The sequence below is a fragment of the Caballeronia sp. EK genome, assembly GCF_014384845.1.
GTDB classification, from domain to species: Bacteria; Pseudomonadota; Gammaproteobacteria; order Burkholderiales; family Burkholderiaceae; genus Caballeronia; species Caballeronia jiangsuensis.
Map to the genome: position 1 here is coordinate 413896 of NZ_JACSUE010000004.1, position 23384 is coordinate 437279.

General features: G+C 64.5%; 23 protein-coding genes. 13 read left to right on the forward strand and 10 right to left on the reverse strand.

The annotated features are described in order from the left end of the window. Positions 1 to 15 precede the first annotated feature (15 nt). The 3 genes from IAG25_RS14225 to IAG25_RS14235 all read left to right on the forward strand — a co-directional run bounded on the left by IAG25_RS14225 (position 16) and on the right by IAG25_RS14235 (position 4109). Positions 16 to 1332 (forward strand): MFS transporter, encoded by a 1317-nt coding sequence (locus IAG25_RS14225; protein ID WP_035502782.1) that lies wholly within the window; start codon positions 16 to 18, stop codon positions 1330 to 1332. Between the two features lie 131 nt (positions 1333 to 1463). After that, complete coding sequence (locus tag IAG25_RS14230; protein WP_187605415.1) at positions 1464 to 3176, forward strand: IlvD/Edd family dehydratase; 1713 nt, start codon at positions 1464 to 1466, stop codon at positions 3174 to 3176. Between the two features lie 12 nt (positions 3177 to 3188). Then, positions 3189 to 4109: a dihydrodipicolinate synthase family protein gene (locus IAG25_RS14235; RefSeq protein ID WP_187605416.1), complete on the forward strand. Its 921-nt coding sequence runs from the start codon at positions 3189 to 3191 to the stop codon at positions 4107 to 4109. A 1-nt stretch (position 4110) separates the two neighbouring features. Here the strand turns inward: IAG25_RS14235 and IAG25_RS14240 are convergent, their stop codons facing one another. The 6 genes from IAG25_RS14240 to IAG25_RS14265 form a co-directional block, all read right to left on the reverse strand. Then, positions 4111 to 5085 (reverse strand): bifunctional helix-turn-helix transcriptional regulator/GNAT family N-acetyltransferase, encoded by a 975-nt coding sequence (locus IAG25_RS14240; RefSeq protein ID WP_187605417.1) that lies wholly within the window; start codon positions 5083 to 5085, stop codon positions 4111 to 4113. Positions 5086 to 5183: 98 nt separating this feature from the next. Continuing rightward, positions 5184 to 6182 (reverse strand): lysylphosphatidylglycerol synthase domain-containing protein, encoded by a 999-nt coding sequence (locus IAG25_RS14245; RefSeq protein WP_187605418.1) that lies wholly within the window; start codon positions 6180 to 6182, stop codon positions 5184 to 5186. Further along, positions 6179 to 7012: a hopanoid biosynthesis-associated protein HpnK gene (hpnK, locus tag IAG25_RS14250; RefSeq protein ID WP_187605419.1), complete on the reverse strand. Its 834-nt coding sequence runs from the start codon at positions 7010 to 7012 to the stop codon at positions 6179 to 6181. Before hpnK ends, IAG25_RS14245 begins: the two co-directional genes overlap by 4 nt. Positions 7013 to 7016: 4 nt before the next feature. Beyond that, positions 7017 to 8441, reverse strand: coding sequence for a hopanoid biosynthesis associated radical SAM protein HpnJ (gene hpnJ / locus IAG25_RS14255; RefSeq protein WP_187605420.1), 1425 nt, complete (start codon positions 8439 to 8441; stop codon positions 7017 to 7019). Between the two features lie 22 nt (positions 8442 to 8463). Beyond that, the gene (gene hpnI, locus IAG25_RS14260) at positions 8464 to 9666 is read right to left on the reverse strand and encodes a bacteriohopanetetrol glucosamine biosynthesis glycosyltransferase HpnI (protein ID WP_187605625.1); all 1203 of its coding nucleotides are present in this window, start codon (positions 9664 to 9666) and stop codon (positions 8464 to 8466) included. A gap of 255 nt (positions 9667 to 9921) precedes the next feature. Then, positions 9922 to 10314 carry a hypothetical protein gene (locus tag IAG25_RS14265; RefSeq protein WP_187605421.1) on the reverse strand — a complete coding sequence of 131 codons (393 nt, stop codon included), beginning with the start codon at positions 10312 to 10314 and terminating at the stop codon, positions 9922 to 9924. Between the two features lie 199 nt (positions 10315 to 10513). On the opposite strand from IAG25_RS14265, the gene IAG25_RS14270 reads away from it, so the two are divergent. The 5 genes from IAG25_RS14270 to IAG25_RS14290 all read left to right on the forward strand — a co-directional run bounded on the left by IAG25_RS14270 (position 10514) and on the right by IAG25_RS14290 (position 14897). Continuing rightward, positions 10514 to 11176, forward strand: a complete 663-nt coding sequence (locus IAG25_RS14270; RefSeq protein ID WP_035502804.1) for a response regulator — start codon at positions 10514 to 10516, stop codon at positions 11174 to 11176. Further along, positions 11173 to 12552: an ATP-binding protein gene (locus IAG25_RS14275; protein ID WP_187605422.1), complete on the forward strand. Its 1380-nt coding sequence runs from the start codon at positions 11173 to 11175 to the stop codon at positions 12550 to 12552. The genes IAG25_RS14270 and IAG25_RS14275 overlap by 4 nt, the downstream gene beginning before the upstream one ends. Positions 12553 to 12632: 80 nt before the next feature. Then, positions 12633 to 12854: a hypothetical protein gene (locus tag IAG25_RS14280; protein ID WP_187605640.1), complete on the forward strand. Its 222-nt coding sequence runs from the start codon at positions 12633 to 12635 to the stop codon at positions 12852 to 12854. 63 nt (positions 12855 to 12917) lie between these two features. Continuing rightward, on the forward strand, positions 12918 to 13964 hold the full coding sequence (locus tag IAG25_RS14285) for a Gfo/Idh/MocA family protein (protein WP_187605423.1): 1047 nt from the start codon (positions 12918 to 12920) through the stop codon (positions 13962 to 13964). A gap of 48 nt (positions 13965 to 14012) precedes the next feature. Next, complete coding sequence (locus tag IAG25_RS14290; RefSeq protein ID WP_187605424.1) at positions 14013 to 14897, forward strand: bifunctional helix-turn-helix transcriptional regulator/GNAT family N-acetyltransferase; 885 nt, start codon at positions 14013 to 14015, stop codon at positions 14895 to 14897. Positions 14898 to 14907: 10 nt separating this feature from the next. Here the strand turns inward: IAG25_RS14290 and IAG25_RS14295 are convergent, their stop codons facing one another. Then, positions 14908 to 15822, reverse strand: a complete 915-nt coding sequence (locus tag IAG25_RS14295; RefSeq protein ID WP_187605425.1) for a LysR family transcriptional regulator — start codon at positions 15820 to 15822, stop codon at positions 14908 to 14910. 130 nt (positions 15823 to 15952) lie between these two features. Further along, the gene (locus IAG25_RS14300) at positions 15953 to 17362 is read right to left on the reverse strand and encodes an MFS transporter (protein ID WP_187605426.1); all 1410 of its coding nucleotides are present in this window, start codon (positions 17360 to 17362) and stop codon (positions 15953 to 15955) included. A 268-nt stretch (positions 17363 to 17630) separates the two neighbouring features. Between IAG25_RS14300 and IAG25_RS14305 the strand changes: the two genes are divergently transcribed. Together IAG25_RS14305 and IAG25_RS14310 are read left to right on the forward strand one after the other, a co-directional pair. Then, complete coding sequence (locus IAG25_RS14305; RefSeq protein ID WP_035502817.1) at positions 17631 to 18398, forward strand: IclR family transcriptional regulator domain-containing protein; 768 nt, start codon at positions 17631 to 17633, stop codon at positions 18396 to 18398. Positions 18399 to 18644: 246 nt separating this feature from the next. Beyond that, positions 18645 to 19181 (forward strand): periplasmic heavy metal sensor, encoded by a 537-nt coding sequence (locus IAG25_RS14310; RefSeq protein ID WP_187605427.1) that lies wholly within the window; start codon positions 18645 to 18647, stop codon positions 19179 to 19181. Between the two features lie 11 nt (positions 19182 to 19192). Here IAG25_RS14310 and IAG25_RS14315 read toward each other — a convergent pair whose 3' ends face one another. Both IAG25_RS14315 and IAG25_RS14320 read right to left on the reverse strand, forming a co-directional pair. Next, entirely contained in the window at positions 19193 to 19882 is a 690-nt protein-coding gene (locus IAG25_RS14315; protein WP_187605626.1) for a hypothetical protein, read from the reverse strand. After that, positions 19882 to 20364, reverse strand: coding sequence for a glycoside hydrolase family 108 protein (locus tag IAG25_RS14320; protein WP_035502886.1), 483 nt, complete (start codon positions 20362 to 20364; stop codon positions 19882 to 19884). Before IAG25_RS14320 ends, IAG25_RS14315 begins: the two co-directional genes overlap by 1 nt. Before the next feature lie 422 nt (positions 20365 to 20786). Between IAG25_RS14320 and IAG25_RS14325 the strand changes: the two genes are divergently transcribed. Genes IAG25_RS14325 through IAG25_RS14335 form a run of 3 tightly spaced genes read left to right on the forward strand, consistent with a single transcriptional unit; the run spans position 20787 to position 23369 of the window. Then, on the forward strand, positions 20787 to 21173 hold the full coding sequence (locus tag IAG25_RS14325; protein WP_035502822.1) for a hypothetical protein: 387 nt from the start codon (positions 20787 to 20789) through the stop codon (positions 21171 to 21173). 31 nt (positions 21174 to 21204) lie between these two features. Next, a complete protein-coding gene (locus IAG25_RS14330; protein ID WP_187605428.1) occupies positions 21205 to 21732 on the forward strand; it encodes a universal stress protein in 528 nt (175 codons plus the stop codon). Positions 21733 to 21752: 20 nt separating this feature from the next. Further along, the gene (locus IAG25_RS14335; protein WP_187605429.1) at positions 21753 to 23369 is read left to right on the forward strand and encodes an alkaline phosphatase D family protein; all 1617 of its coding nucleotides are present in this window, start codon (positions 21753 to 21755) and stop codon (positions 23367 to 23369) included. Positions 23370 to 23384: the final 15 nt, after the last annotated feature.

A 23384-nucleotide genomic window follows, 5' to 3' on the forward strand; every position in this document is an offset into this window, starting at 1 on the left:
CCTTCGGAGCACATCATGAACGCACCCACGATCGCCAGCGCGCCGGCGAATGCATCGACGCAGACCAGCCGCGCAGCGCGCACGCGGCTCGTGATGGCGGCCGCCGTCGGCAACGCGCTCGAGTTCTACGACTTCACGGTCTACGCGTTCTTCGCGCTCGTCATCGGCAAGCTGTTCTTTCCTGTGCACGATCCAGTCGGCCAGTTGCTGCTCGCGGTGGCGAGCTTCGGCGTCGGGTTCTTCACGCGGCCCGTGGGCGGCCTCGTGATCGGCATGTACGCCGACCGCGCTGGCCGCAAGAAGGCGATGCTGCTCACCCTCGGCCTGATGGCGCTCGGCACCGCGATGATCGCAGCCGCGCCGACGTTCGCGCAGGTCGGTATCGCCGCGCCGGTCATCCTCGTGATCGCGCGGCTGATTCAAGGCTTTTCGGCGGGCGGTGAAGTGGGTGCATCGACGACGCTTCTGCTCGAACAGGCGCCGTCGAATCGTCGCGGCTTCTACGCTTCGTGGCAGTTCGCGAGTCAGGGACTCTCGGCGCTCGCGGGCGCGTTGACGGGCGTCGCGCTGACGGCGACGCTCACGACCTCGGAACTCGAAAGCTGGGGCTGGCGCGTGCCGTTCATCATCGGCACCGCGATCGTGCCGGTCGGCTGGTGGCTGCGCCGCACGATGGAAGAAGCGCCGCGCGAAAGCATCGAAGCCGCGCCGAAAGCGCCGAAGCTGCCGCTTGTCACCGTGCTTCGCGAGCATGGCCGCGCGGTGCTCAACGGTCTCGGTCTCACGATCGGCGGCACGTCGGCGCACTTCATCATCGTGTTCTATCTGTCGATCTACGGCGTGAAGACGCTCGGCCTGCCGGGCTGGACGGCGATGCTCTCCGGCTGCGTATCGGGCGCGATTCTCTTTATCGTCGCGCCGATCGGCGGCTATCTGTCGGATCGCATCGGCCGCAACAAGCTCGCGCAGACGACGCGCATCGTGCTCATGCTCGCGATCTGGCCGGCCTTCGCGCTCCTGAACAAGTCGCCGACGGCGGGCACGCTGCTCGCGGTCGTCACGGCGCTCTCGATCGTGCATTCGCTCAACGTCGGCCCGACCGGCGCAATGCTCGGCGAACTGTTCCCGCGTTCGGTACGGGCGACGGGCGCGGCGATCGTCTACAGCCTGGGCGTCGCGATCTTCGGCGGTTTTGCGCAGTTTTTCGTGACGTCGCTGATCGTCATCACGAAAAGCGTAATGGCGCCCGCGTGGTATGTGATCGGCTGCGGCGTGTTCTCCGTGATCGCCGTGGCGTGCATGCGCGACAGATCGAAGGAAATGCTCGACTGATCGTGAAATCGCGCGCCGGATGCGATGCGAGGTGTATAACTCGACGTATCCGGGTTTCGAAAAGGCCGCCCACGCGGCCTTTTTTCACTGGATCCCACACTATGAAGAACGCGCGATAAAAGGGGACGTCCATGCGCAAGCTACGCTCGCAAAGCTGGTTCGGCGGCAACGATAAAGACGCCTTCATCCACCGTTCGTGGATGAAAAATCAGGGCATTCCTCACGATCAGTTCGATGGCCGGCCGGTCATCGGCATCTGCAATACATGGTCGGAACTCACGCCCTGCAACGCGCATTTCCGCGAGCTCGCCGAGTACGTGAAGCGCGGCGTGCGCGAGTCGGGCGGCCTGCCGCTCGAATTCCCGGTGATGTCGCTCGGCGAATCGAATCTGCGGCCCACGGCCATGCTGTTTCGCAATCTCGCGTCGATGGATGTGGAAGAGTCGATTCGCGGCAATCCTATCGATGGCGTCATTCTGCTCGTCGGCTGCGACAAGACCACGCCCGCGTTGCTGATGGGCGCGGCGTCGTGCAATCTGCCCGCGCTCGCGGTATCGGGCGGACCGATGCTGAACGGGCGTTTTCGCGGCGGCACGATCGGCTCGGGCACGGGCGTATGGCAGATGTCGGAGGAAGTGCGCGCGGGCAAGATGACGCAGGCAGAGTTCGTCGAAGCGGAGTCGTGCATGAACCGCTCGCGCGGCCATTGCATGACGATGGGCACCGCTTCCACGATGGCGTCGATGGTCGAATCGCTCGGCATCGGCTTGCCGCACAACGCCGCGATTCCCGCCGTCGATGCGCGCCGTCAGGTGCTCGCGCATATGGCGGGGCGGCGCATCGTCGACATGGTCAAGGAGGATCTCACGATGGACAAGATCCTCACGCGCGAGGCCTTCGAGAACGCGATCCGCACGAACGCGGCCATCGGCGGATCGACGAATGCGGTCGTGCATCTGATCGCGCTGGCGAAGCGCATCGGCGTGGAACTGAAGCTCGAAGACTGGGAGCTCGGCTCCGACGTGCCGTGCCTCGTGAACCTGCAACCATCGGGCGAATACCTGATGGAAGACTTCTACTACGCGGGCGGTTTGCCCGCTGTGTTGCGTCAACTCGGCGAGCAGGGCTTGCTGCATCGCGACGCGCTCACGGTGAACGGCCGCACGCTGTGGGACAACGTGAGTGACGCGCCGAACTACGACGAGAAGGTCATCACCCGCTTCGAGCAGCCGTTCAAGCCGCATGCGGGCATCGCGGTGCTGAAGGGCAATCTGGCGCCGAACGGCGCGGTCATCAAGCCATCGGCGGCGACGCAATCCTTGCTGAAGCATCGCGGGCGCGCGGTCGTGTTCGAGAACGTCGAGGAGTTGCACGCGAAAGTCGACGACGATTCGCTCGATATCGACGAGCACTGCATCATGGTGTTGAAGGGCGCGGGACCGAAGGGTTATCCGGGATTCGCGGAAGTCGGCAATATGCCGCTGCCGAAGAAGGTGCTGCAAAAAGGCATCACCGACATGGTCCGCATTTCCGATGGCCGCATGAGCGGCACGGCGTACGGCGCGGTCGTGCTGCACGTCTCGCCGGAAGCGGCGGCGGGCGGTCCGCTCGCGCTCGTGCAGACAGGCGACATGATCGAACTCGATGTCGAGGCGCGCCGTCTCAATCTCGAAGTCTCCGACGAAGAACTGGCGAAGCGCCGCGCCGCGTGGCAGGCGCCCGAGTTGCCGAAGCGCGGCTATTACCGCCTGTATGTGGAGCATGTGTTGCAGGCGGATCAGGGCGCCGACCTCGATTTCCTCGTCGGTTCCAGCGGCGCGCCCGTGCCGCGCGACTCGCACTGAGCGGAGGCGTCGATGTCCGATCATCAAACGCCGCCATCCGGCATGTGGCCGGTGCTCTACGCCTACTTCGACACGCTGAACCGGCTCGACAGCGACGCCACGCGCAGACAGATCGATGCGGCCATCGCGGCGGGCGCGCCCGCCATCGTCACGCTCGGTCTTGCAACTGAAGTGAATCGCCTGTCCGATGCCGAAAAGCGCACGATGATCGACGACTGCGCCGCGCACATCGCGGGCCGCGTGCCGCTCGCGGTCACGATCACCGGCGACAGCATCGAGTCGCAAGTCGCGCTCGCTGACTACGCGCTCGAACGCGGCGCGTCGTGGCTCATCCTTCAGCCGCCATCGATGCGCGGCGAGCCTGAAGCCTTCTACTACGAATTTTTCGCGTCAGTGCTCGAACGGACCGGCGCGAACGCGGGCATTCAGAACGCGCCGGAATATCTCGGCGTCGGTCTGTCAGCGGAATCGATCGCCGCGCTCGCTGCCGAGCAGCCCAACTTTCGCTTGCTCAAAGGCGAAGGCCCGGCCGTGACGATCCGCGCGACCATCGAACGTCTGCGCGCGCTCGAACAGACGCTCGCGGTGTTCAACGGACGCGGCGGTCAGGAACTCATCGACAATCTGCGCGCGGGTTGTGATGGCCTCATCGTCGCGCCGGATGCGTACGATCGTCAGGTCGCGATTCATCAGGCGTTCGCCGACGGGCGCGAGCACGACGCCGAATCGCTGTATGCGGAAACGCTGCCGGAAATCGTCTTCGTGATGCAGTCCCTGGAAACGCTCACCTGTTACGGCAAGCGCATCGCGGCATGGCGCATGGGCTTCGATGTCGTGCACGATCGCGGCGCGCGTCCGAGCCCGTTCGGCATCGAATGCGCGCGGCGTTTCGCGCAACGGCTCGGGCCGACGTCGCGCGCCTTGCGCCGATGAATCATAGAACCGGGCGGCGCGTGAAGCGCTGCTCGGTCACCGATGTGCCCCATTGCGTGCCTTCGGCTTCATCGGTCAATGCGAAGCCGAAGGATTCGTACAAGTGGCGCGCGGCATCGAGACTCTTGAAGGTCCAGAGATACGTCTCGTCGTAATGCGCATCGACGAATTCCATCGCGCGCGCCATCAACTGCCTGCCCATGCCGCTGCCACGCAATGCATCGTCGATGATGAACCAGCGCAGATGCGCGACGCGCGTCGCGGCGTCGCCGTCGATCGCAAGCGAGCCGAGCGTGCGCTCGCCGTCCATGACGAGCCACAACGCCTTGTCTGGCGCGGGCAGGCTTTCGGCGAACGCGGCCAGCTCGGTGGCGACCCTGCGCTCGAAGAACACGCCGAAGCCCGCATGATGCGCATAGAAGCGCGCGTGCAGGCCCGCCACGTCGCCGATGCAGCCCGGCCGATATCCCTCGACGATGCGCGCGCTGTGCGTATGCGCGGCGTGCTGCGTCTTGTGGTCGTGACCGTGCGCGAGCGCATCGGCGTAGAGCGCGAGCGAGCGCACGAGCGTCTGCTGATCTTCCGGCACCATGCGGCGCAGTGCGTCGGAAACCTGATCGGTCGCGAACTTGTCGATCTTTCTGCGCAGCTTCTGACCCGACGCAGTGAGGTAAAGCTCGGACGAGCGCGCATCCTCGCTCGACGTCTGCCGCGTGATGAGTCCCGCCGCTTCGAGCCGCGCGATCTGGCGGCTCGCGTTGGACTTGTCCAGCCGCAACGTCTGTGCGATGTCGCGCGCCTGAATGCCGGGCGTCGCGCCGATCTCGATGATCGCGTGCACCGCCGACGGCGCGAGGCCGCTATCCGCGAGCGTGTTGCGCATGAAGCCCAGTTCGCGCACGAGCTTGCGCGAGAACTCACGCAGTTCGAGGATGGTTTTATCGCGGGATTGAACGGGTGTGTCGATGAAATCCATGACGTCTCCATCGGTTGCGAAGCGCAACCACATCCGTTTAATTTAGTTGCGGATTGCAACTTTCGCAAGCAAAATCGCGCTCCCGAACATTCTCACCTTTAGCCGCGATCGCGTGCGAATGTCTCCGCGCGTTCGGGTTCCGCGGCGCGCAGCAGCACGAGCGCGATGCCGCCCCACACGAATTCGCGCACGCGCCGCAGCAGCGCGAACGAAAGCGCCGCCTCCCGATCGACGCCGAACGCCGACGCGATCGCGACGATCGTCGCTTCCTGTACGCCGAGTCCCGCGGGCGCGATGAACACGGCGTTGCGCACAGCCTGCGTGAGCGTTTCGATCGCGATCGCGCCCGCGATTGAAACCGGATGGCCGAGCATGTCGAACGCCGCAAAGACTTCGATCGCGCCGAGCACGTATCCCGCAAACTGCCACGCGAACGCGCGCGCGAGCAGCGGCGTGCGATGCAACAACGCGCGGATGTCATGGTCGAGCCGTTTGCCGTCGAGCTTCGCGGCGAGCGCGTGAGCGGGATCGAGCCAGCGCCGAGCCATCGCTTCGAGACGATAAAACGGCGCGCCCTTGTGCGCGACGACGAACGCCGCCACGCAGATCGGCAGCGACGCGACCAGACCCGCGCCGATCACGTTGTCGATGCCGCCGCCCGAATCGCTCGCATGAAAGCGCAGCAGGAAGAGGCCGAGCATCGCGAGCGCATATTGCACCGCGATCGTCACGAGCATCTCGACGATCACGGATGCGCTCACGCGACTCACATTCGGCAGATAGCGCGTGCCGAGCCGGATGCCCGCGAGCTCGCCGCCGATGCCGAGCACCGGCAGCAGGCGTCCGACAGCTTCGCGCACGACCGCGATCCACCAGAGCGCGAGCAGATCGATACGCTTGTCGAGCAGAAGCTGCCACGCGCGCGCATCGAGCAGCAACGGCAGTGCGTGCAGCGGCACGAGCCACAGGAGCACCGGCCCCGTATGCGCGATGAGCGTGAACGCATCCGCGATGCCTTCGTGCAACGCGAGCGCAATCAGCAACGCGATGGCCGCCGGCCAGCGTAACCAGGCCACTCGTTTGAGCCAGGTCGTCACGTGGCATGCTCCGGCGTGTGGGCGTGTCCGAACACATCCGCGAAGCCGCCGTGCATCGCGCCTGTCGATTCGATGGCGCGCGCGACGCGCGACGAGCACAAGGCGGCCAGTTCGTCCGCATGACGATAGTCGTGCATTGACGGCGTCAAGGGCGCGCCTTCCGTCGCGGGATGACTATAGATTTCGAGCACGCCTTGGCGCGGTTTTGCGAGCGCCGCGAGCAAAGCGGATTCGTCCATGCGACCCGTCGCGGCGATTCCCGCGACCCAGTCGTTATGAGCGATGCCCGCATCGTCGAGCCGCTTTTTCATCAGCGCGACCCACGGCCTGAGCAAGAGCGAGCCGTGCATCTCGCGCGGCAGGCGCATCGCGCGCATGCCGAACTGCGGCCCGATTTCGAGGATCAGCGCGAGGATCGTCGGATGCAGATGAAAATGCTTGTGCACGTTGACGTGATCGAGTTCGAGGCCGGTCGCGGCGAATGCCTTGAACTGCGCGTAGATCTCGATGGCGAGCTGCCGACGCACGCGTTGCAAAAAGAAGAAACGCACGCCGTTCTCGAACATCGAGCCTTCGAACGCGCCGCGCGCATCGACGAGATCCGGGATCGACCAACGCGGCAGCGTCGCGGCGCCATCGGTCAATACGAGGTGCAGGCCGACACGCAGCGACGGCAGATCGCGCGCGATCTTCACGGCGTGGTGAGCGGCGTTCGCGCCGACCATCAGGCTCGCGCACGTGAGCACGCCTTCGCGATGCGCGCGCGCGACCGCATGGTTCACGCGTTCGTGGAGCCCGAAGTCGTCGGCGGTGACGATGATTCCACGCACGGCATCATGCCTCGCGTGCGCGCAGGAAGCGGAAGAACTCGACGCCTTCGCGCAGGCGCCGCGTCATCATTTCCCAGCTCGTGAGCATCTCGCGCACGATCTCCCAGATCTTCGACGGACGGAAATAGAAGCGTTTGTAGAAGCGTTCGAGATCATGATAGATCTCTTCGCGCGACAGATGCGGATAACCGATAGCGGCCAGTTGCACGCCTTCCTTGCTCACGAGATTGATGACCTTGTTCTCCGCGAGCCAGCCGTTCTCCACCGCCTGGTTATAGAGCGTCGTGCCGGGATAGGGCGCCGCGAGCGAGACCTGGATCGTATGCGGGTTGATCTCCTTCGCGTATCGAATGGTCTTTTCGATCGTCTCTTTCGTTTCTCCCGGCAAGCCGAGGATGAACGTGCCATGCACCTTGATGCCGAGCTTGCGGCAATCGTCCGCGAAGCGCCGCGCGATATCCGTGCGCAGGCCCTTCTTGATGTTCAGGAGGATTTGATCGTCGCCGGATTCATAGCCCACGAGCAGAAGCCGCAAGCCGTTCTCCTTCATGATTTTGAGCGTCGAATAGGGCACGTTCGCCTTCGCGTTGCATGACCATGTGACGCCGAGCTTGCCGAGCCCGCGCGCGATCTCTTCGACGCGCGGCTTGAAGTCGGTGAAGGTGTCGTCGTCGAACATGATCTCCTTCACTTCGGGCATGTTGTCGCGTATCCATTTCACTTCCGCGAGCACGTTCTCGACCGAGCGCACGCGATAGCGATGTCCGCCGACCGTCTGCGGCCACAGGCAAAACGTGCAGCGTGAACGGCAGCCGCGTCCGGTGTAGATCGACACATACGGATGCTTCAGATAGCCGATGAAATAGTTATCGATCTTGAGATCGCGCTTGTAGACCGGCGCGACGAACGGCAGCTCGTCCATGTTTTCGAGGATCGGACGCGCTTCGTTGTGTTCGATCGAGCCATCGGGCAGGCGATAGCTGAGTCCCTTGATATCGGCGAATGCGCGGCCCTCGGCGATCTCCTTGCAGGTGAAATCGAATTCCTCGCGGCACACGAAGTCGATCGCTTCGCTCGCGGCGAGCGAGTTGTGCGCATCGACGGCCACCTTCGCGCCCACCATGCCGATCATGACGCCCGGCGCGCGCGCCTTCAGTTTCTCGGCGAACAGCGCATCCGTGGGAAACGAAGGCGTGCTCGTATGGATGATCACGAGTTCGTGCTGCGCGGCGATATCGAGCGTGGCTTCGACGGACACGCCGTCGGCGGGCGCATCGAGCACGCGTGAACCGGGCACGAGCGCGGCAGGCTGCGCGAGCCACGTCGGATACCAGAACGAACGGATTTCGCGCTTCGCCTGATAGCGCGAGCCGGCGCCGCCGTCGAAGCCGTCGAAAGAGGGCGCCTGAAGGAAAAGCGTGTGCTTCATGATGCGAGGTCCGGTGAATAGGTTATTGACTGTCGGAGGCGTTGGCGTCGTAGCGCTCGCGTGCGTCGTCGAGCGGAATGCGCACGCCGCGCCACATGACGCTCGATCCGAACGATGCGGCGAGCCATTGCAGCCACATCAGCAGGTCGCGCAACGGAATGAACGGGAGATCGCGCCAGAACGCGCGCCATGAGCGTGCGGCGCGCCAGTGCAGCAGAAGCCGCGCGGAAAGACCGAGCGACGTGCTCAGATCGACGATGGTGTCCGCGATGCTTTGCGCGGTCTCGGTGCCGTGCTCGAAGCCGAGCCCGAGGATTGCGCTCGTCAGAAGCCAGGGCGTGGTGAACGTGACGCACAGGCACGCGAAGCCAAGCGGATTGACCGAGCGGATCGTGCGCAGCCAGCGCGTTTCGCGGCGCCAGAGCGAGGCCAGATCGTGTTCGATCACGTCGGTGGTGACAACCACGTCGGACAGCACCGTGCGCAAGCCGAGCGCGCGCACGTGCTCCGCGAGCCAGTAATCGTCCGCGAGACAGTCGCGCACGGCCTCGAAGCCGCCGCTTTTCACGAGCGTGTCGCGTCTGAGCGCGAGCGTCGCGCCGAAGCCGAAGCGATTCTGACCGAGCACATTGGCCACGTGCACCGAAGGCGCGAACCATTCGTCGATGAACAGCGCGCCGATGCGCGACCAGAAGCCGCCCACGCGCCGCGCGCGATACAGGCAGGTGACGACGCCCACGTTCGTATCGGCGAGCGGCCCGGTCACGCGCACGAGATAGTCCGGCTCGACGGCGATGTCGCTGTCCGCGATCACGATGAGATCGTGCTTCGCGCGCGCGGCGAGATTGATGAGATTGCCCACCTTGCGATTGCTGCCGTGCGCGGTGCCGTCGATCACGAGTTCGATGTCGAGCTTCGGAAAGGCGCGCGCGAGCCGCTCGACCACGCCTGCCGCCGGATCGGACGCGCTCGCCACGCCGAACAGCAGTTGATATGACGGATGCGTCTGCGTGCAGAAGGTTTCGAGGTTGGAGTACAGGCGCGGCTCGGTGCCGCACAGCGGTTTCAGCACGCTGACGGAGCCGGGCGTGTCGTCGCCGCGGCGCGCGCCGGCCGCGCCGCGCAAGCCGGGAAACACGAGCGCGGCGAATGTCGCGTGGCACGTCGCGGCGCAGCACAGCGTGATGACGAGCCATACGAACAACGGAACCGAATGCGCCGTCATGATCGTCGCGTCCGGATGCAGCACATGAACCACGGCATGAGGATCTCCACAGTTGCCTTGCACATCGCAAGGATTCGAATGCGTGTCGAGAACCCGAAGCCTGCCTTCGCGAACCTTAAGAGATGCTTAGATAAGCGAACGAATGCACATTGAAATACGCGTGAAAGCGGCTTGTATCGCCACGCTAAGAAACGGCCGTGGGCAAAAAAAACCCGGCGGAGAGGCCGGGTGAAGGGGATCGGGCGAGATCCGAGGTCACGCCCGACCGCGTGGCACTCTGCAGGACGCCGCCGCGCGCGGACAGGCTTGCGCGGCGGCGTTTAGCCGGGAGCTGGCGGGATGAAGTTCCGCATGAAGCTGCACCAGCCAGTCGCCCGGGGATGTTCCGTCGATCACGAGCCTGTCGGCGGCCCATGCGATGCGACGTGCCGTGCGGGCGGCATCGAATGCGAGCTTCGCGATGTGCCGCACGACGAGCACGATGCCCACCGCGCTCGCGAGCGTCGCGAGGCGCACAGCGGTGTTTTCAAGCGCATGCACGTGACCCGTGCAGCCGCAGACCGTGAGCCACGCTGCATCCGACGCGGCGATGCACAACGCGATCAGCACCGTGTTCGCACGCAGGGAAACAAGAGTGGACGATCGCATCGGCATCTCCGGGCCGCGCGCCCGCGAATCGGCGCGCTCGACGGTATAGTGCGGGGACGAAGCTTATGCAATGCTTAAGCAGGACGCGCGCAATGCCGATAACGGGGCCACCATGTGCGGCAGCGCGCAAAGCTTAAGTGGCGCTTAAGCATGCAGGCCGGAGAATCGGTGAGCCCCTGTTCGAGCCTGGAGAAAGCGCATGCGCCTGTTATTGGTGGAGGACGACGAGATGATCGCGGAGACCGTGCTCGCCGCGTTGCGTCGCGCGAGTTACACCGTGGACTGGGCGCAGGACGGCCGGGCCGCGGAGCTTTCGCTCGGCAATGGCGTATATGACCTCGTGCTGCTGGATTTGAATCTGCCCAAGCGCGACGGCCTCGACGTGCTCGGTACTTATCGCAAGAACGGCGGCAATGCGCCCGTGATGATCCTGACCGCGCGCGATGCCGTCGATGACCGCATCCGCGGCCTCGACGCCGGCGCGGACGACTACCTGATGAAGCCCTTCGACCTCGACGAGCTTGCGGCACGCGTGCGCGCGCTTCTGCGACGCCGCACGGGTCACAAGCATCCGGTGTATTCGCACGGCGAGCTGTCCCTCGATCCCGCCGCGCACGAAGCGAGCAAGGGCGGTGTCGCGCTCAATCTCGTGCCGCGCGAGTTCGCGCTGCTACAGGCGCTGATCGAAGAGCCGTCGCGCGTGTTTCGCCGCTCGGAGCTGGAAGAGAAGCTGTACGGCTGGGGCGAGGAAGTGGGCAGCAACGCGATCGAAGTCCACGTGCACAGCTTGCGGCGCAAGATCGGCGCGGAGGAAATCGTGACGGTGCGCGGCGTGGGTTATCGCCTGAAGAGGATCGGATGACATCCATTCGCCGATGGCTGCTCGGATGGCTCATTTGCGGCCTCGGCGTCGCGTGTCTGATCGCGGGCGTCGGCATATTCAGCACGGCGCGGCTGGAAGCGGGCGAGCTCTTCGATTACGAGCTGCGCACCGTCGCGCTTTCGCTGCCGCACAACATCAACGCCGACGACGTCGCGCAAGGGCGCGATCACGAGTTGCACGGCATTTCGGACGACAGGCTCGTCATCGACATATGGGACCGCTCGGGCCGGCTCATTTATCACTCGCCGCGCGAGCCCGCGTTGCCGCGCTTTGGCGTCGGCTTCGAATCCGCCGAGCGCGAAGGCTTTCGCTGGCGCGCGTTCGGCGTCGCGCAGCCGGATCGCTTCGTGCAGGTGGCCCAGCCTTATTACATCCGCGACGACCTCGCCATCTCGCTCGCGCTGCGCACGATCTGGCCGCTAACCTTGCTCATACCGGTGATCGTGGTGATCGTGCTCTTCGTCGTCGCGCGTGGGCTTTCGCCGGTGCGCTGGCTGTCGGAATCGCTCGCCGCGCGCTCTCCGGAGTCGCTCGAACCCATTGCATTCGACAAGCCGATGCCCGTCGAACTGCATTCGCTCGTCAATGCATTGAATGACCTGCTCGCGCGCCTGGGCGACGCGTCGCAGGCGCAACGAACGTTCGTCGCGGACGCCGCGCACGAGCTGCGCACGCCGCTCACGGCGCTCAAGCTGCAAATCCAGGGTGCAATCGGCGACGGCTCGCTTCAGGTCGATGCCGCGACGCTCGCGAAAATCGATGGCCGCCTGAACCGGCTGATCCACCTCGCGCAGCAACTGCTCAGCATGGCGCGGGAAGATGCCGCGCGCGAGGCGGCCATCGCGCCGATGAGCCTGCGCACGCTGTGCGAGCTACGCGTGAGCGATTTCTCCTTGCTGGCCGAAGCCCGCTCGATCGACCTCGGCCTCGAACTCGAACAGGCGCGGGACGAACACGACGCGTTCACCGTGATGGGCGATGTGCAGGCGCTCTCCGTGCTCGTGAACAACCTGCTCGACAACGCGATCCGCCATACGCCGCACGGCGGCCGCGTCGACGTGACCTTGCGGCGCGAAACGGAAGGCATCGCGCTGACCGTGCTCGACTCCGGCCCGGGCATTCCGGAGAGCGAGATCGGCCGCGTATGCGACCGCTTCTATCGCTGCGTCGGCACCTCGGGGCACGGCAGCGGCCTCGGGCTTGCAATCGCGCTGCGCGTCGCGCAACGGCATCACGCGACGCTCGAAATCACGAATCGTGACGATGCGAGCGGGCTGATCGTTCGGGTGCGCGGCTTGCGCGCGGTTGCATCGACGGCGCACGCGAAGGATATCGTCAGCGGAATGCATGCGTGAATGAAAGCGCAAGAAGCGGGGCGTCGCATGTCTCGTGCGCGACGAAGCTTGTCGTTTCCTCCCTTCATGCCGGGCCTATCATGAAGAAGTTTGTCCTCTTGTGCGCATGTCTCGCGTGGACCGGCACCGCGCTTGCAGCCGATGCAGCCGCGCCCGCTGCCGCCCCGGCTGCGGCATCCGAGCCCAAGACCCTGAAAGAGCGCCTGGGCGACAAGGCGAGCGACGAGCAACGCGTCGACAATTGCCATGTGCCCGCCGACCGGCGCGGCACGAAGGTTCGCCCCGACCGGTGCGCGCCCTGACGCATGGGCGAATGTGGTACCTTTCGAGGATGAACCATTTGGTACAAACTCAAGGAGCCCGCCTTGTCTTCCACTCAAGCTTCATCCGTCCTGCGCCTCGGCATTCTCGGCGCCGCGAACATCGCCAGGCAATTCGCGCGTGATGTCAGGCCGAGCGAGCGCGTGCGCGTCGTCGCCGTCGCGAGCCGCAGCGACGATAACGCGAAAGCCTACGCGGAAGCGAACGGCATCGAAACATGGTTCGGCAGCTATGACGCGCTGCTCGCGAGTCCGGATATCGATGCCGTCTATATTCCGCTGCCCAACAGCCTGCATGCCGAATGGGCGATCAAGGCCGCCGATCACGGCAAGCACATCCTGTGCGAAAAGCCGCTCGCGCTCGATCGCGACGAAGCCTTGCGCATGTTCGAGGCCGCCGATCGCAACGGCGTGATGCTGCTCGAATCGTTCCCGTATTACTTCCAGCCGCAGACCGCCGCGATGATGACGCTGATCGGCGAAGGCGCGATCGGCGAGGTGCGCGCGATTCAGGCGAGCTTCGGCTTCACGGTGGGCAATCCCGGCGCGAATATCCGCATGAAGCCCGAGCTCGGCGGCGGCGCGCTGCTCGACGCGGGCAGCTATCCGCTGAGCCTCATCCGGCTCGTGATGGGTAGCGCCCCGCAGCGCGTCGATGCGGTCGCGACGTGGGCGGACAGCAAGGTCGACATCAGCCTCATGGCGACGCTCGTCTATGCCGATGGCCGTCGCGCGCAGGTCTCGTGCTCGATGGATGCGGCGAATCATCGTTACGCGACGATCATCGGCTCGAAGGGCACGATCGACACCGAGTATCTCAATCACACGAGCGCGCAGACGGCCGGCGACCAATACGGCTATCTGCCGAGCCAGATGCGCGTGCGGCGCGGCATTCCGAATTCGGTGCCGTTCGAGCCGGTCGCGTCCGATGTGGGCAGCGGCTTCCTCTTCGCGGCGGAAAGCTTCGCGCGCATGGTCGAGACGCGCGACGCCGCCGCGATCGAGTACTACGCGCAGGTGAGCCTCGACAATGCCGCGACGCTTGCGGCGATCATCGAAAGCGCGCGCAGTGAAAAGCCTGTCACGCTGTGAAGTGATTTCGGATTGACGCCGGCCGATTCTCTGACTAGAGTCAGAGACATGAACCCGACCGACATCAACCAGATTCGCAGCTTCAACCGCACCGTTGCCGAGGGCATCGGTGCGCTCAACGATCATTTTCTCGGGCGCGGCCGTCCGATGGGCGAGTCGCGGCTCGTTTGGGAGATCGGGGCTCAGGGCGTCGATCTTCGCGTGCTGCGCGAGCGCCTCGGCCTCGACTCGGGCTATCTGAGCCGCACGCTCGCCGCGCTGGAGCGGCAGGGTCTCGTCGCGATCGAGTCTCGTCCCGAAGACCGCAGGGTGCGCCGCGCCAGCCTGACCAAAGCGGGCCGCGCCGAACGCGAGGAACTCGAACGGCTTTCCGATGCCGTCGCGGGCGGCATGCTGGCGCCGTTGAACGAGGCGCAGCGCCAGCGGCTGATCGCGGCGATGGCCGAAGTCGAGCGCTTGCTGCTGCCGTCGCTGATACGTTTCGAGATCGAAGATCCGACGAGCGTCGATGCGCAATGGTGCATCGATCAATACTTCGCCGAGTTGAACGCGCGCTTCGATGCGGGCTTCGATCCGTCACTCAGCCTCTCAGCCGACGCGCGTGAACTGACAGCGCCGCAGGGCGCGCTGATCGTGGCGAGGCTTCGCGGCGCGGCGGTAGGCTGTGTCGCTCTCAAGTTTCACAACGCGGCTCCGGCCGAGTTGAAGCGAATGTGGGTGAGCGCCGACGCTCGCGGACTGGGCGCAGGACGCCGATTGCTCGAAGAAGCCGAAAGGCACGCACGGCAGAGCGGCGCGAAAGTCCTGCGCCTCGAAACGAACAAGGCGCTCGCGGAGGCGGTCGGACTGTATCGGCGATCGGGTTATGTCGAGGTCGCCGCGTTCAGCGACGAACCCTATGCGGATCACTGGTTCGAGAAAGCATTGCGTTGAAGCGTTTCGTTCAACTTTCGCCCGTCAACGCGATGACGAGATCGAGAAACGCGCGCGTCTTCGCGGGCGGATGATGCCGCGACGGATAAAACGCATAGAGCGGAAAGCGCTCGTCGGGCCAGTCGGGGAAAAGGTCGACGAGCTTGCCATCGGCGAGCAGGTGTTCGTGGCCGAGCAGCAGAATCTGCGCGATGCCATAGCCCGAGAGAATCGTGCTGAGCATCGTGCCGGGATCGTTGAGCGTCAGCCGGCCGCGCGTCTGCACCGTCAGGCGCTTCTTCTTGCGATGAAACTCCCACGCGAACGGCCGCGCCGTCTCGGGATCGCGAAACTCGATGCAGGTGTGCGTATCGTCGGCGAGCGCCTGCGGCGTCGCGGGCTTGCCGTGCCGCTTGATGTACGAGGGCGCGGCGACGGTGCGCACCGGCGTATCGAGCAGCTTGCGCGCGATAAGGCTCGAATCGCGCGGCTCGCCGAAGCGCACGGCGAGATCGAAGCCGTCCGCGATGATGTCGCCGAGACGATCGCTCGTGATGAGCTCCAGTTGCAGGTCGGGATGCGCGTTCAGGAACGCATCGAGCTTCGGGCCGAGCAATAGCCGCGAGAAGATCGGATCGACGTTCACGCGCAGGCGGCCGCGCACGGCCGTCGCGCCCTCCGACGCGGTGGCCGCGGCTTCCTCCAGTCCCGCGAGATGCGGCATCACGTGTTCGAAGAAGCGCCGGCCGTCGTCGGTGAGTGAGACGCTGCGCGTGGTGCGATCGAACAGACGGATCTTCAGACGCGCTTCGAGACGCGCGATCGCACGGCTCACGCCGGGCTGCGACATGCCGAGCCGATCGCCCGCTGCGGCGAACGTGCCCGCATCGACGATCGCGGCGAACACGCTGATGCCGTTGAGGATGCGTTCGTTGAAGGCGGACATTCATGCCTCTGTGTCATCGATGAGAGGGCATTCATGTTATCGCGATGCGGGGTGAAGATGCGAATGCCGGCCGCGCGCAAAAAAAAACGGGCCCCGAAGGGCCCGGCAAATCACTCCAACACGGTCACCTTTACGCGTGGCGCGCCTTCGCAACCTTGTCCACGGAAATCGAATCGGCACGCAGACGCTCGTATTCCTGCTCGCTCATCGGCACGGCGTCCTTCTTGCCCAGATCGTTCAGGCGGATGCGATACGTCTCACGCGCCGAGTAAGCCGCGATTGCCGCGATGATCGTCACGCCGAACGCAATCGCGCCGACCGTCACCGGGATGTTGTTCGATCCCGGGGGCGCAACCGCTGCGAACAGGGCGGGCAGGAGCGCGGTGATCGTCGTGCCGATGTTCTGCGCAATCGCCATCGCCGAAACACGCGAGCGGGTCGGGAACAGTTCCGGATAGAAGCTCGGGAAGATCGCGTTGTAGCCTTGATACACGACGCCCCACATCAGAAGCGACATCAGGAACGCGAGCGGGACGCTGTGGATGCTGATCGCATAGAGATACGCGAAGGCCAGCATGCCCGAGATCAGCGAGCCGCCGATCATCATCGGGCGACGGCCGATCTTGTCCGACAGGTTGCCGACGAACGGAATCACCAGCACCGCGACGATGTTGCCGACCACCGGAATCCACAGATACACGCTCTTGTGAAAGCCGATGCCATACGAAGACTGCACCGCATACGCCGCACCGAAGATCGTCGCGACGACGGGAATCACGTTCATCAGCGCCATGCAGACGACGCGGATCATGTCGGGCGTGCTGTTGGCGAACGCTTCCTTGATCGGCGACTTCGGCAGATCGCCGTGCGACTCTTCGGACGTGAACGCCGGCGTTTCATGCACTTCCTTCCGGATGATGTAGCCCGCGACCAGCACGAACGCCGACAGCAGGAACGGAATGCGCCAGCCCCAGGAGTTGAACATGTCTTCCGGCATGAACGTGGCGAGCGGCAGGAACACGGCGGCGGCGAGAATCTGGCCGGCCTGCACGCCCTGCAACGTGAAGCTCGCGTAGTAGCCGCGGCGTCCGAACGGCGCATGCTCCAGAATCATCGAGCTCGCGCCGGAGATTTCACCCGCCACCGCGAAGCCCTGAACCAGACGCAGCACGACGAGCAACGCCGGAGCCAGCATGCCGACGCTGTGATACGTCGGCAGGAGGCCGACGGCCATCGTCGAGAAACCCATCAGGAACATGCAGATGAGCAGCACGTTCTTCCGGCCGTGCGTGTCGCCCAGATGGCCGAGCACGAATGCGCCGATCGGACGGGCAACGTAGCCCACGCCGTACGTTGCGAGCGACGCGATGATCGCCACCTTCGGATTGCCCGACGGGAAGAACAATTGCGGGAAAATGAGTGCTGCTGCCTGGGCGTAAATGAAGAAGTCGTAATACTCCAGCGCCGAGCCGATCCAGCCGCTCGCGGTGGCCTTTTTCGCCTGGCGTCCGCTGTGCGCGTCTTCCTTGGGGCTAGCCATAGAGATGTCTCCGAACAATGGGTTTATGGAGTTGAGCCTGAAACCTGGTCGAGCGGCGGGGCGTTTGAAACACCCGAATTTCGCGTCGCTCTGAAAGTGATTGGAGAATAAGAGCGCAACCCCTTTGGATCAACGCTTTATGATAAATTTTGCGCGATTATCGTACGCGAGTGTCCGATAATCGATCACTTTGGGGGTTAGCACTAGCAAAAGGCTTTGCTTGAGCGCCGAAACACTTGGCGATCCATAACTAAACAAGCATGTCAGCATGACTAAACCGGAACTCGACAAACGCGACTGGATTGCCGGTCTGGAGAAGGGCCTCGCGATCCTCGAAGCCTTCGACGATCAGCACGCGCGCATGACGCCCACGCAAGCCGCGATGCGCACCGGCCTCACGCGCACGGCGGCGCGCCGCTATCTGTTGACGCTCGCGCATCTCGGCTACGTGCAGACCGACGGCAAGCTCTTTAACCTGACGCCGCGCGTGCTGCGCATGGGCTGGTCGTATTTCGAGTCCGCGCGGCTGCCGCGTATCGTGCAGCCGTACCTGCAGCAGTTGAGCGCGTTGATTCACGAATCGGTGTACGTGAGCGTGCTCGATGACTGGGATCTCGTGATCATTGCGCGCAATGGTTCGACGCGCGTGATGACGACGGGCTTCGTGCTCGGCGCACGCGTGCCGGCTGCGCTGATGTCGGGCGGCATCGCGATGCTCGCGTACATGAACGAGACAGCGGTGCGCGGCTGGCTCGACGCGACCGAGTTCAAGCCCTTCACGCCGCTCACGATCACCAACAAGGAAAGGCTCTACGAAAAGATCCGGCAGGCACGGATCGATGGCTATGTCGCGATCGAGCAGCAATTGCAGATGGGCGTGCGCGGTATCGCAGTGCCGATGAAGAACCGGCACGGTGAAGTGGTGGCGGCGTTGTCGGCGAACATGCCGATCGGAAAGGAAACGGGCGAGGCCGCGCTCGCTCGCGTGTTGCAGCCGTTGCAGGAGACGGCGTTGTCGATGTTGAACGTGATCTAGATGCGTCGGGTTGAAGGTTGAGGTGAGGGTTTTCGGGATCGTGTGGTCTGGACGCTGCCGAAGCCCGTATTCAAAGGCTTTGCGGCGAGTGTCAACGGCTCAGAGGTGAGGATTTTCGGGAGCGCCGCACGGCGGACGAACGCCCTCACTTTCACCTAATTCCCCCTCCCTACACTCCTTTCCATGGTTGCGGCGACACACCCGGTCAACCACATCCGCACATCGACAAAAGGAAAGGAGAAGGACATGACCCAGCTCAACGCATCGGCGAACGCGCGCAAGGCACGCAGCACCGGCTTGCTTATCAAGCTCTCGGCGTTATCCGTCGTCACCGCGCTTTCGCTCGGGCTCGGCTCCGCGCCGGTCTACGCTCAGGCACTGCCGATGGATAACGCCGCGCCCGCCCGCGTGCAGCCGTTCGACGTGCGCACGCTCCACGATCGACTGAACCTCACCGCCGATCAGGAAGTGCAGTGGCAGGCCGCGCTCGACGCGATGCGCGAGAGCCATTCGTCGGAGCGCATGAACGCGGACCAGATGCAGGCGCGCATCCAGACGATGCTCAAGCAGCCGATACTCGATCTCCCCGCGCTGCACGCGCTGGACCAGAAGATCCGGCAGCAGGACGCGCCCTTGTCCGAGCAATCGGCGAAAGCCTGGCTCAAGTTCTACGGCAGCCTGAACAATCAGCAGAAGACCACCTTCAGCGATGCGATCCGGCCGCAGTTCGAGAACATCGCGCATCATCCGGCGCGCCCCTACGATCCGCGCACCGGACTCTGACGCGAACGAGCTCAGGACGCGCCCGTGAAGATCGGACCTTGTCCGCCCGGCACGAATGTGCGCGGTGCATGGTCGATGCTCGCGCCGGACTGATCGCGCCCGGCCGACGACGGCGCGGGATCGCGCAACGTGACGGCGGTCTCCGATGTGATCGGCACGCTCGGTTGCGCGAGCAGTTCGGTCTTGCGCATCGAGCCCGCCGACGTCCCGAAGTAATACCCGATGATGCTGATCCATGCGGTCCCGAGCGCGCCGACCACGACGTTCACGAGATCGCGGTTCGGCTCGGGCAACGCGCGCAGCGCCATCAACAGCAGAATGCCGAAGAAGCCGGCCGTGACGCACATCGCGAGAACCTTCGGCACCCAGTCCTTGTTCGCGATGCCCATTGCGCGCGCATCGGCGCGATCGCCCGCCGCGATGCGCGCCATGTCCGCTTCGAACGACAGGCGCGCCTGCGCCGCCGCCACCATCAGTTGCTGCAGCTGCAACGAGTTCGCGTTCTCCGCCTGACTGATCTTGTCGAGCGCGGCGGGATCGTTGAGCGCGGTCTCGACGACATCCGGCTCGCTCGGCGTACCGAGCGCATGCGAGATGATCGCGGCCGCCGTGCTCACGCCGAGCCCGACCGGCCCGCCGATGAGACCCGCCAGAAGAGGCGCCTTCGCGCCGATGGTTGCCGCCACTTTCGTCCAGTCCATCATGCTGCTCCCAGAAGAAGATTCGTCGCCATGCGATCGGTCCAGCCGCGGCTGAACGTCGGCCAGGCATGCAGGCCCTTCAGATAGCGCAATCGATATGCGATGAAACGCAGGACAAAGCGCATCGGATCGGCGGCTTTCACGGCATCGACGGTATCGGGGCCGAACTTGCCGTCTTCCTTCGCGCCCGATGCCTTCTGCATCCACAGCACGACGAGACCGCCGTTGTAGTTCGCATCGAAGATCTGGAACGCGACGCGCGGATCGAATTCGTCGAGATGCAGCGGATCCCAGTACTTCTGCTTCGCGATGCGCTTCGCGAGTTCGAGCGGCAGGTCCTTCATCGCGCCGGCATAACCGTAGCCACGCGCGACGCGTGCCGTCACGCCCCACATCGTTTCGCCGCCCGGGTCCGCCGGATGAAACGAGTAACCGCCTTCGCTGCCGATCAGCGCTTCGAAGGCGTCATCGAAATTGTTCATGGTTGTCTCCTTGGCGCCTGCGCGTGCCGCCGGTAACTCGCGAGACGAAAGCCGCGGCGCCGGAAGAAACGGGCCGGCGCACGAGGCGGCCGGCCCGGTCGCGTCAAACAGTGGCAGGCAGTCATGACGCGACGGCAATGCCTTATGCATCGGCTGTGCCAGGCGCTGGGCGAAACGCGTCAGAGCCTTGTCCGGCAAGGCTCTGGCAACGTTCGGAAGCTGGCGAAGAAAAGTGAACTGTCGTGCGCCGGCCAACGCTTTTAACGGCGTTTGTTCGATGTGCGCAGACATCGACTGCACACTGCACGCATCATTCGATGCTCATTGTCCGCGCCTACGATGCGAAGCATCCAGGCGGCGCGGTCCCGATCGAAACCATCGCACTGCCTTTCGTTGACGACGTTTCATCGAGGAGAAATGCCATGCGTCACTACCCATCGGACAGTCCCCGCGCGGCCGCGCGCATCGTCGTGATGTCGCTCATCGCGGACGGACATATCGGCAGTGCGGAAATCGAAGAGCTCGAAAAGCGCGGCTTCTATGCGCGGCTCGGGCTTCACGCAGGCGAGTTGCACGAGGTGGTGCGCGAGGTCTGCGAAGACCTCACGCGATGCTCCTATCTCACGTGGGACGACGCGTGTCGGGTCGATTCAGGCATCGTGCAGCAGCTCGCGGAAGAAGTGCGCGACGAGCGCATGAGACGCGACGTGCTCACGCTTTGCGAATCGGCGGTGGTCGCGGACGGCATGATGACCTGCACCGAAGCCGCCGTGATCGATGCGGTGAAGCGCACGTGGCGCATGCATTGAAGCGCGCGAACCATCGAACGGAGACGACATCATGCAAAAGCACATTCTCGTCGCAGTGGGCCCGGGATACAGCCACGCCGCGCTCGCGCTCGGCATCGCGCGGGCCCGCGAATGCAACGCGCGCCTCACCGCGCTTCATGTGGTGGACCGTACGCCGTTCTGGGCGATATCGTCCGCGCAGTACGACTGCGGCGCGGCGCTCGTGCATGTCGATGAACTCGCGCGCGGAGTCGAGAAGCGCACGCTTCAGGCGATACGCGCGTCGAGCATCAACGGCGTGTGCGTGACGATGGACCTGCCCGCGCGCACGACGCTCGGGCGCGTGATCGCGCAGGCGGCGCGCGAGTTCGATGCCGATCTCATCGTGATCGGCCGCACGAAGGCGACGAACTGGCGCTTCTGGGAAGAGCGCGTGTCCGACGCGGTGAGCCGTTACAGCAATCGCCGCGTGCTGATCGCATCGAATCATGCGGGGCATGCAGCGTCCGTTGAAACAAAAGCGACACCGTTAAGATTTACCATCGTCGATTCGACGCAGCGCGTCACTACTCCATCGTAAAGTCCGAGAGGAAGCTCGCCATGCCGGATCGCATCATCAAGCCGTCCCGACGCACCTTGTTGAAGGGTCTCGTTTCCGGCACGGGACTCGCGCTCACGGGCGCGGGTCTCGCCGATGCCCTCGCGCAAGGCGTCGCGCCCGCCGTCGTCACCGCGGACAGGTCGCGTCCGCAACTGCCCGGCGGCGTGATGAGCGGCGATGTCACGGCGACGAGCGGCATCGTCTGGAGCCGCACGGACCGGCCGGCGCGCATGATCGTCGAGTATTCGACGAGCGAGCGCTTCGATACCTTCCAGCGTCGCATCGGGCCGGCCGCGCTCGACAGCAGCGGCTTCACGGCACGCGTCGATCTGACCGGCCTGCCGCCTGCCGCCGACGTGTTCTATCGCGTGCGCTTTCAGGATCTCGTCGATGGCAAGGCATATAGCGAGCCGGTAACGGGACGCCTGCGCACCGCATCGCTCGATGCGAACAAGCCGGTCACGTTCGTCTTCTCCGGCGATGAAGCGGGGCAGGGCTGGGGCATCAACGAGCGCTTCGGCGGCTATCGCATCTATGAGGCGATGCGCCGCGAAGCGCCGGACTTCTTCATCCATCAGGGCGACCAGATTTACGCGGACAGCGTGATCGAATCGGAAGTGAAGCTGCCCGACGGTTCCATGTGGACCAACATCGTCACCGAAGGCAAGTCGCATGTCGCGCAGACGCTCGACGACTACCGCGCGGCATTCGCCTACAACCAGCTCGACAGGAACAAGCGCCGCTTCGCCGCGGAAGTGCCCTTCCTCGTGCAATGGGACGATCACGAAGTGCGCAACAACTGGTATCCGGGCCAGAGAATCGGCGATGCGGAGAAGCGTTATCAGGTGCGCTCGATCAATCTGCTCGAAGCGCGCGCGAAGCAGGCGATGTTCGAATACAACCCGTATCGCATCAATCAGCTCGATCCGGAGCAGGTGTATCGCGGCTTTCAGTTCGGTCCGCTGCTCGACGTGTTCATGCTCGACGAGCGGTCGTATCGCGGCGCGAACTCGCCGAACAGACAGACCCGTCTCGATGCGGATTCGGCGTTTCTCGGCTCGCAGCAGACGGCGTGGCTGAAGGCGTCGTTGAAGGCGTCGCGCGCGACGTGGAAGGTGATCGCGAGCGACATGCCGATCTCGCTCGTCGTCCCCGATGCGAACCCCGACGTGCCGAAGGGCACGTTCGAGGCATGGGCCAACGCCGAAAACGGCGCGCCGCTCGGGCGCGAACTGGAGCTCGCGGAGATCCTGCGCTTCATCAAGCAGGAGGACATCAGGAACGTCGTGTGGATCACGGCCGACGTGCACTACGCACAGGCGACGCATTACGATCCGTCGCGCGCGAAGTTCACCGAGTTCAAGCCTTTCTGGGAATTCGTCGGCGGGCCGATCAACGCGGGCACCTTCGGACCCAACGATCTCGACACGACGTTCGGTCCGGAACTGCGCTACGTGAGCGTGCCCAAGGACAACCCGCAGAACCGCTCGCCCGCGTCGCTGCAACAGTTTTACGGCCGCGCGAAGATCGATCCCGTCAGCCGCGCGATGACGGTCTCGCTGCACGACCTGGACGGCAAGTCGCTCTACGAAGTGAAGCTCGACGTCGAAGCGTGAGCGTAGCTTCGATCG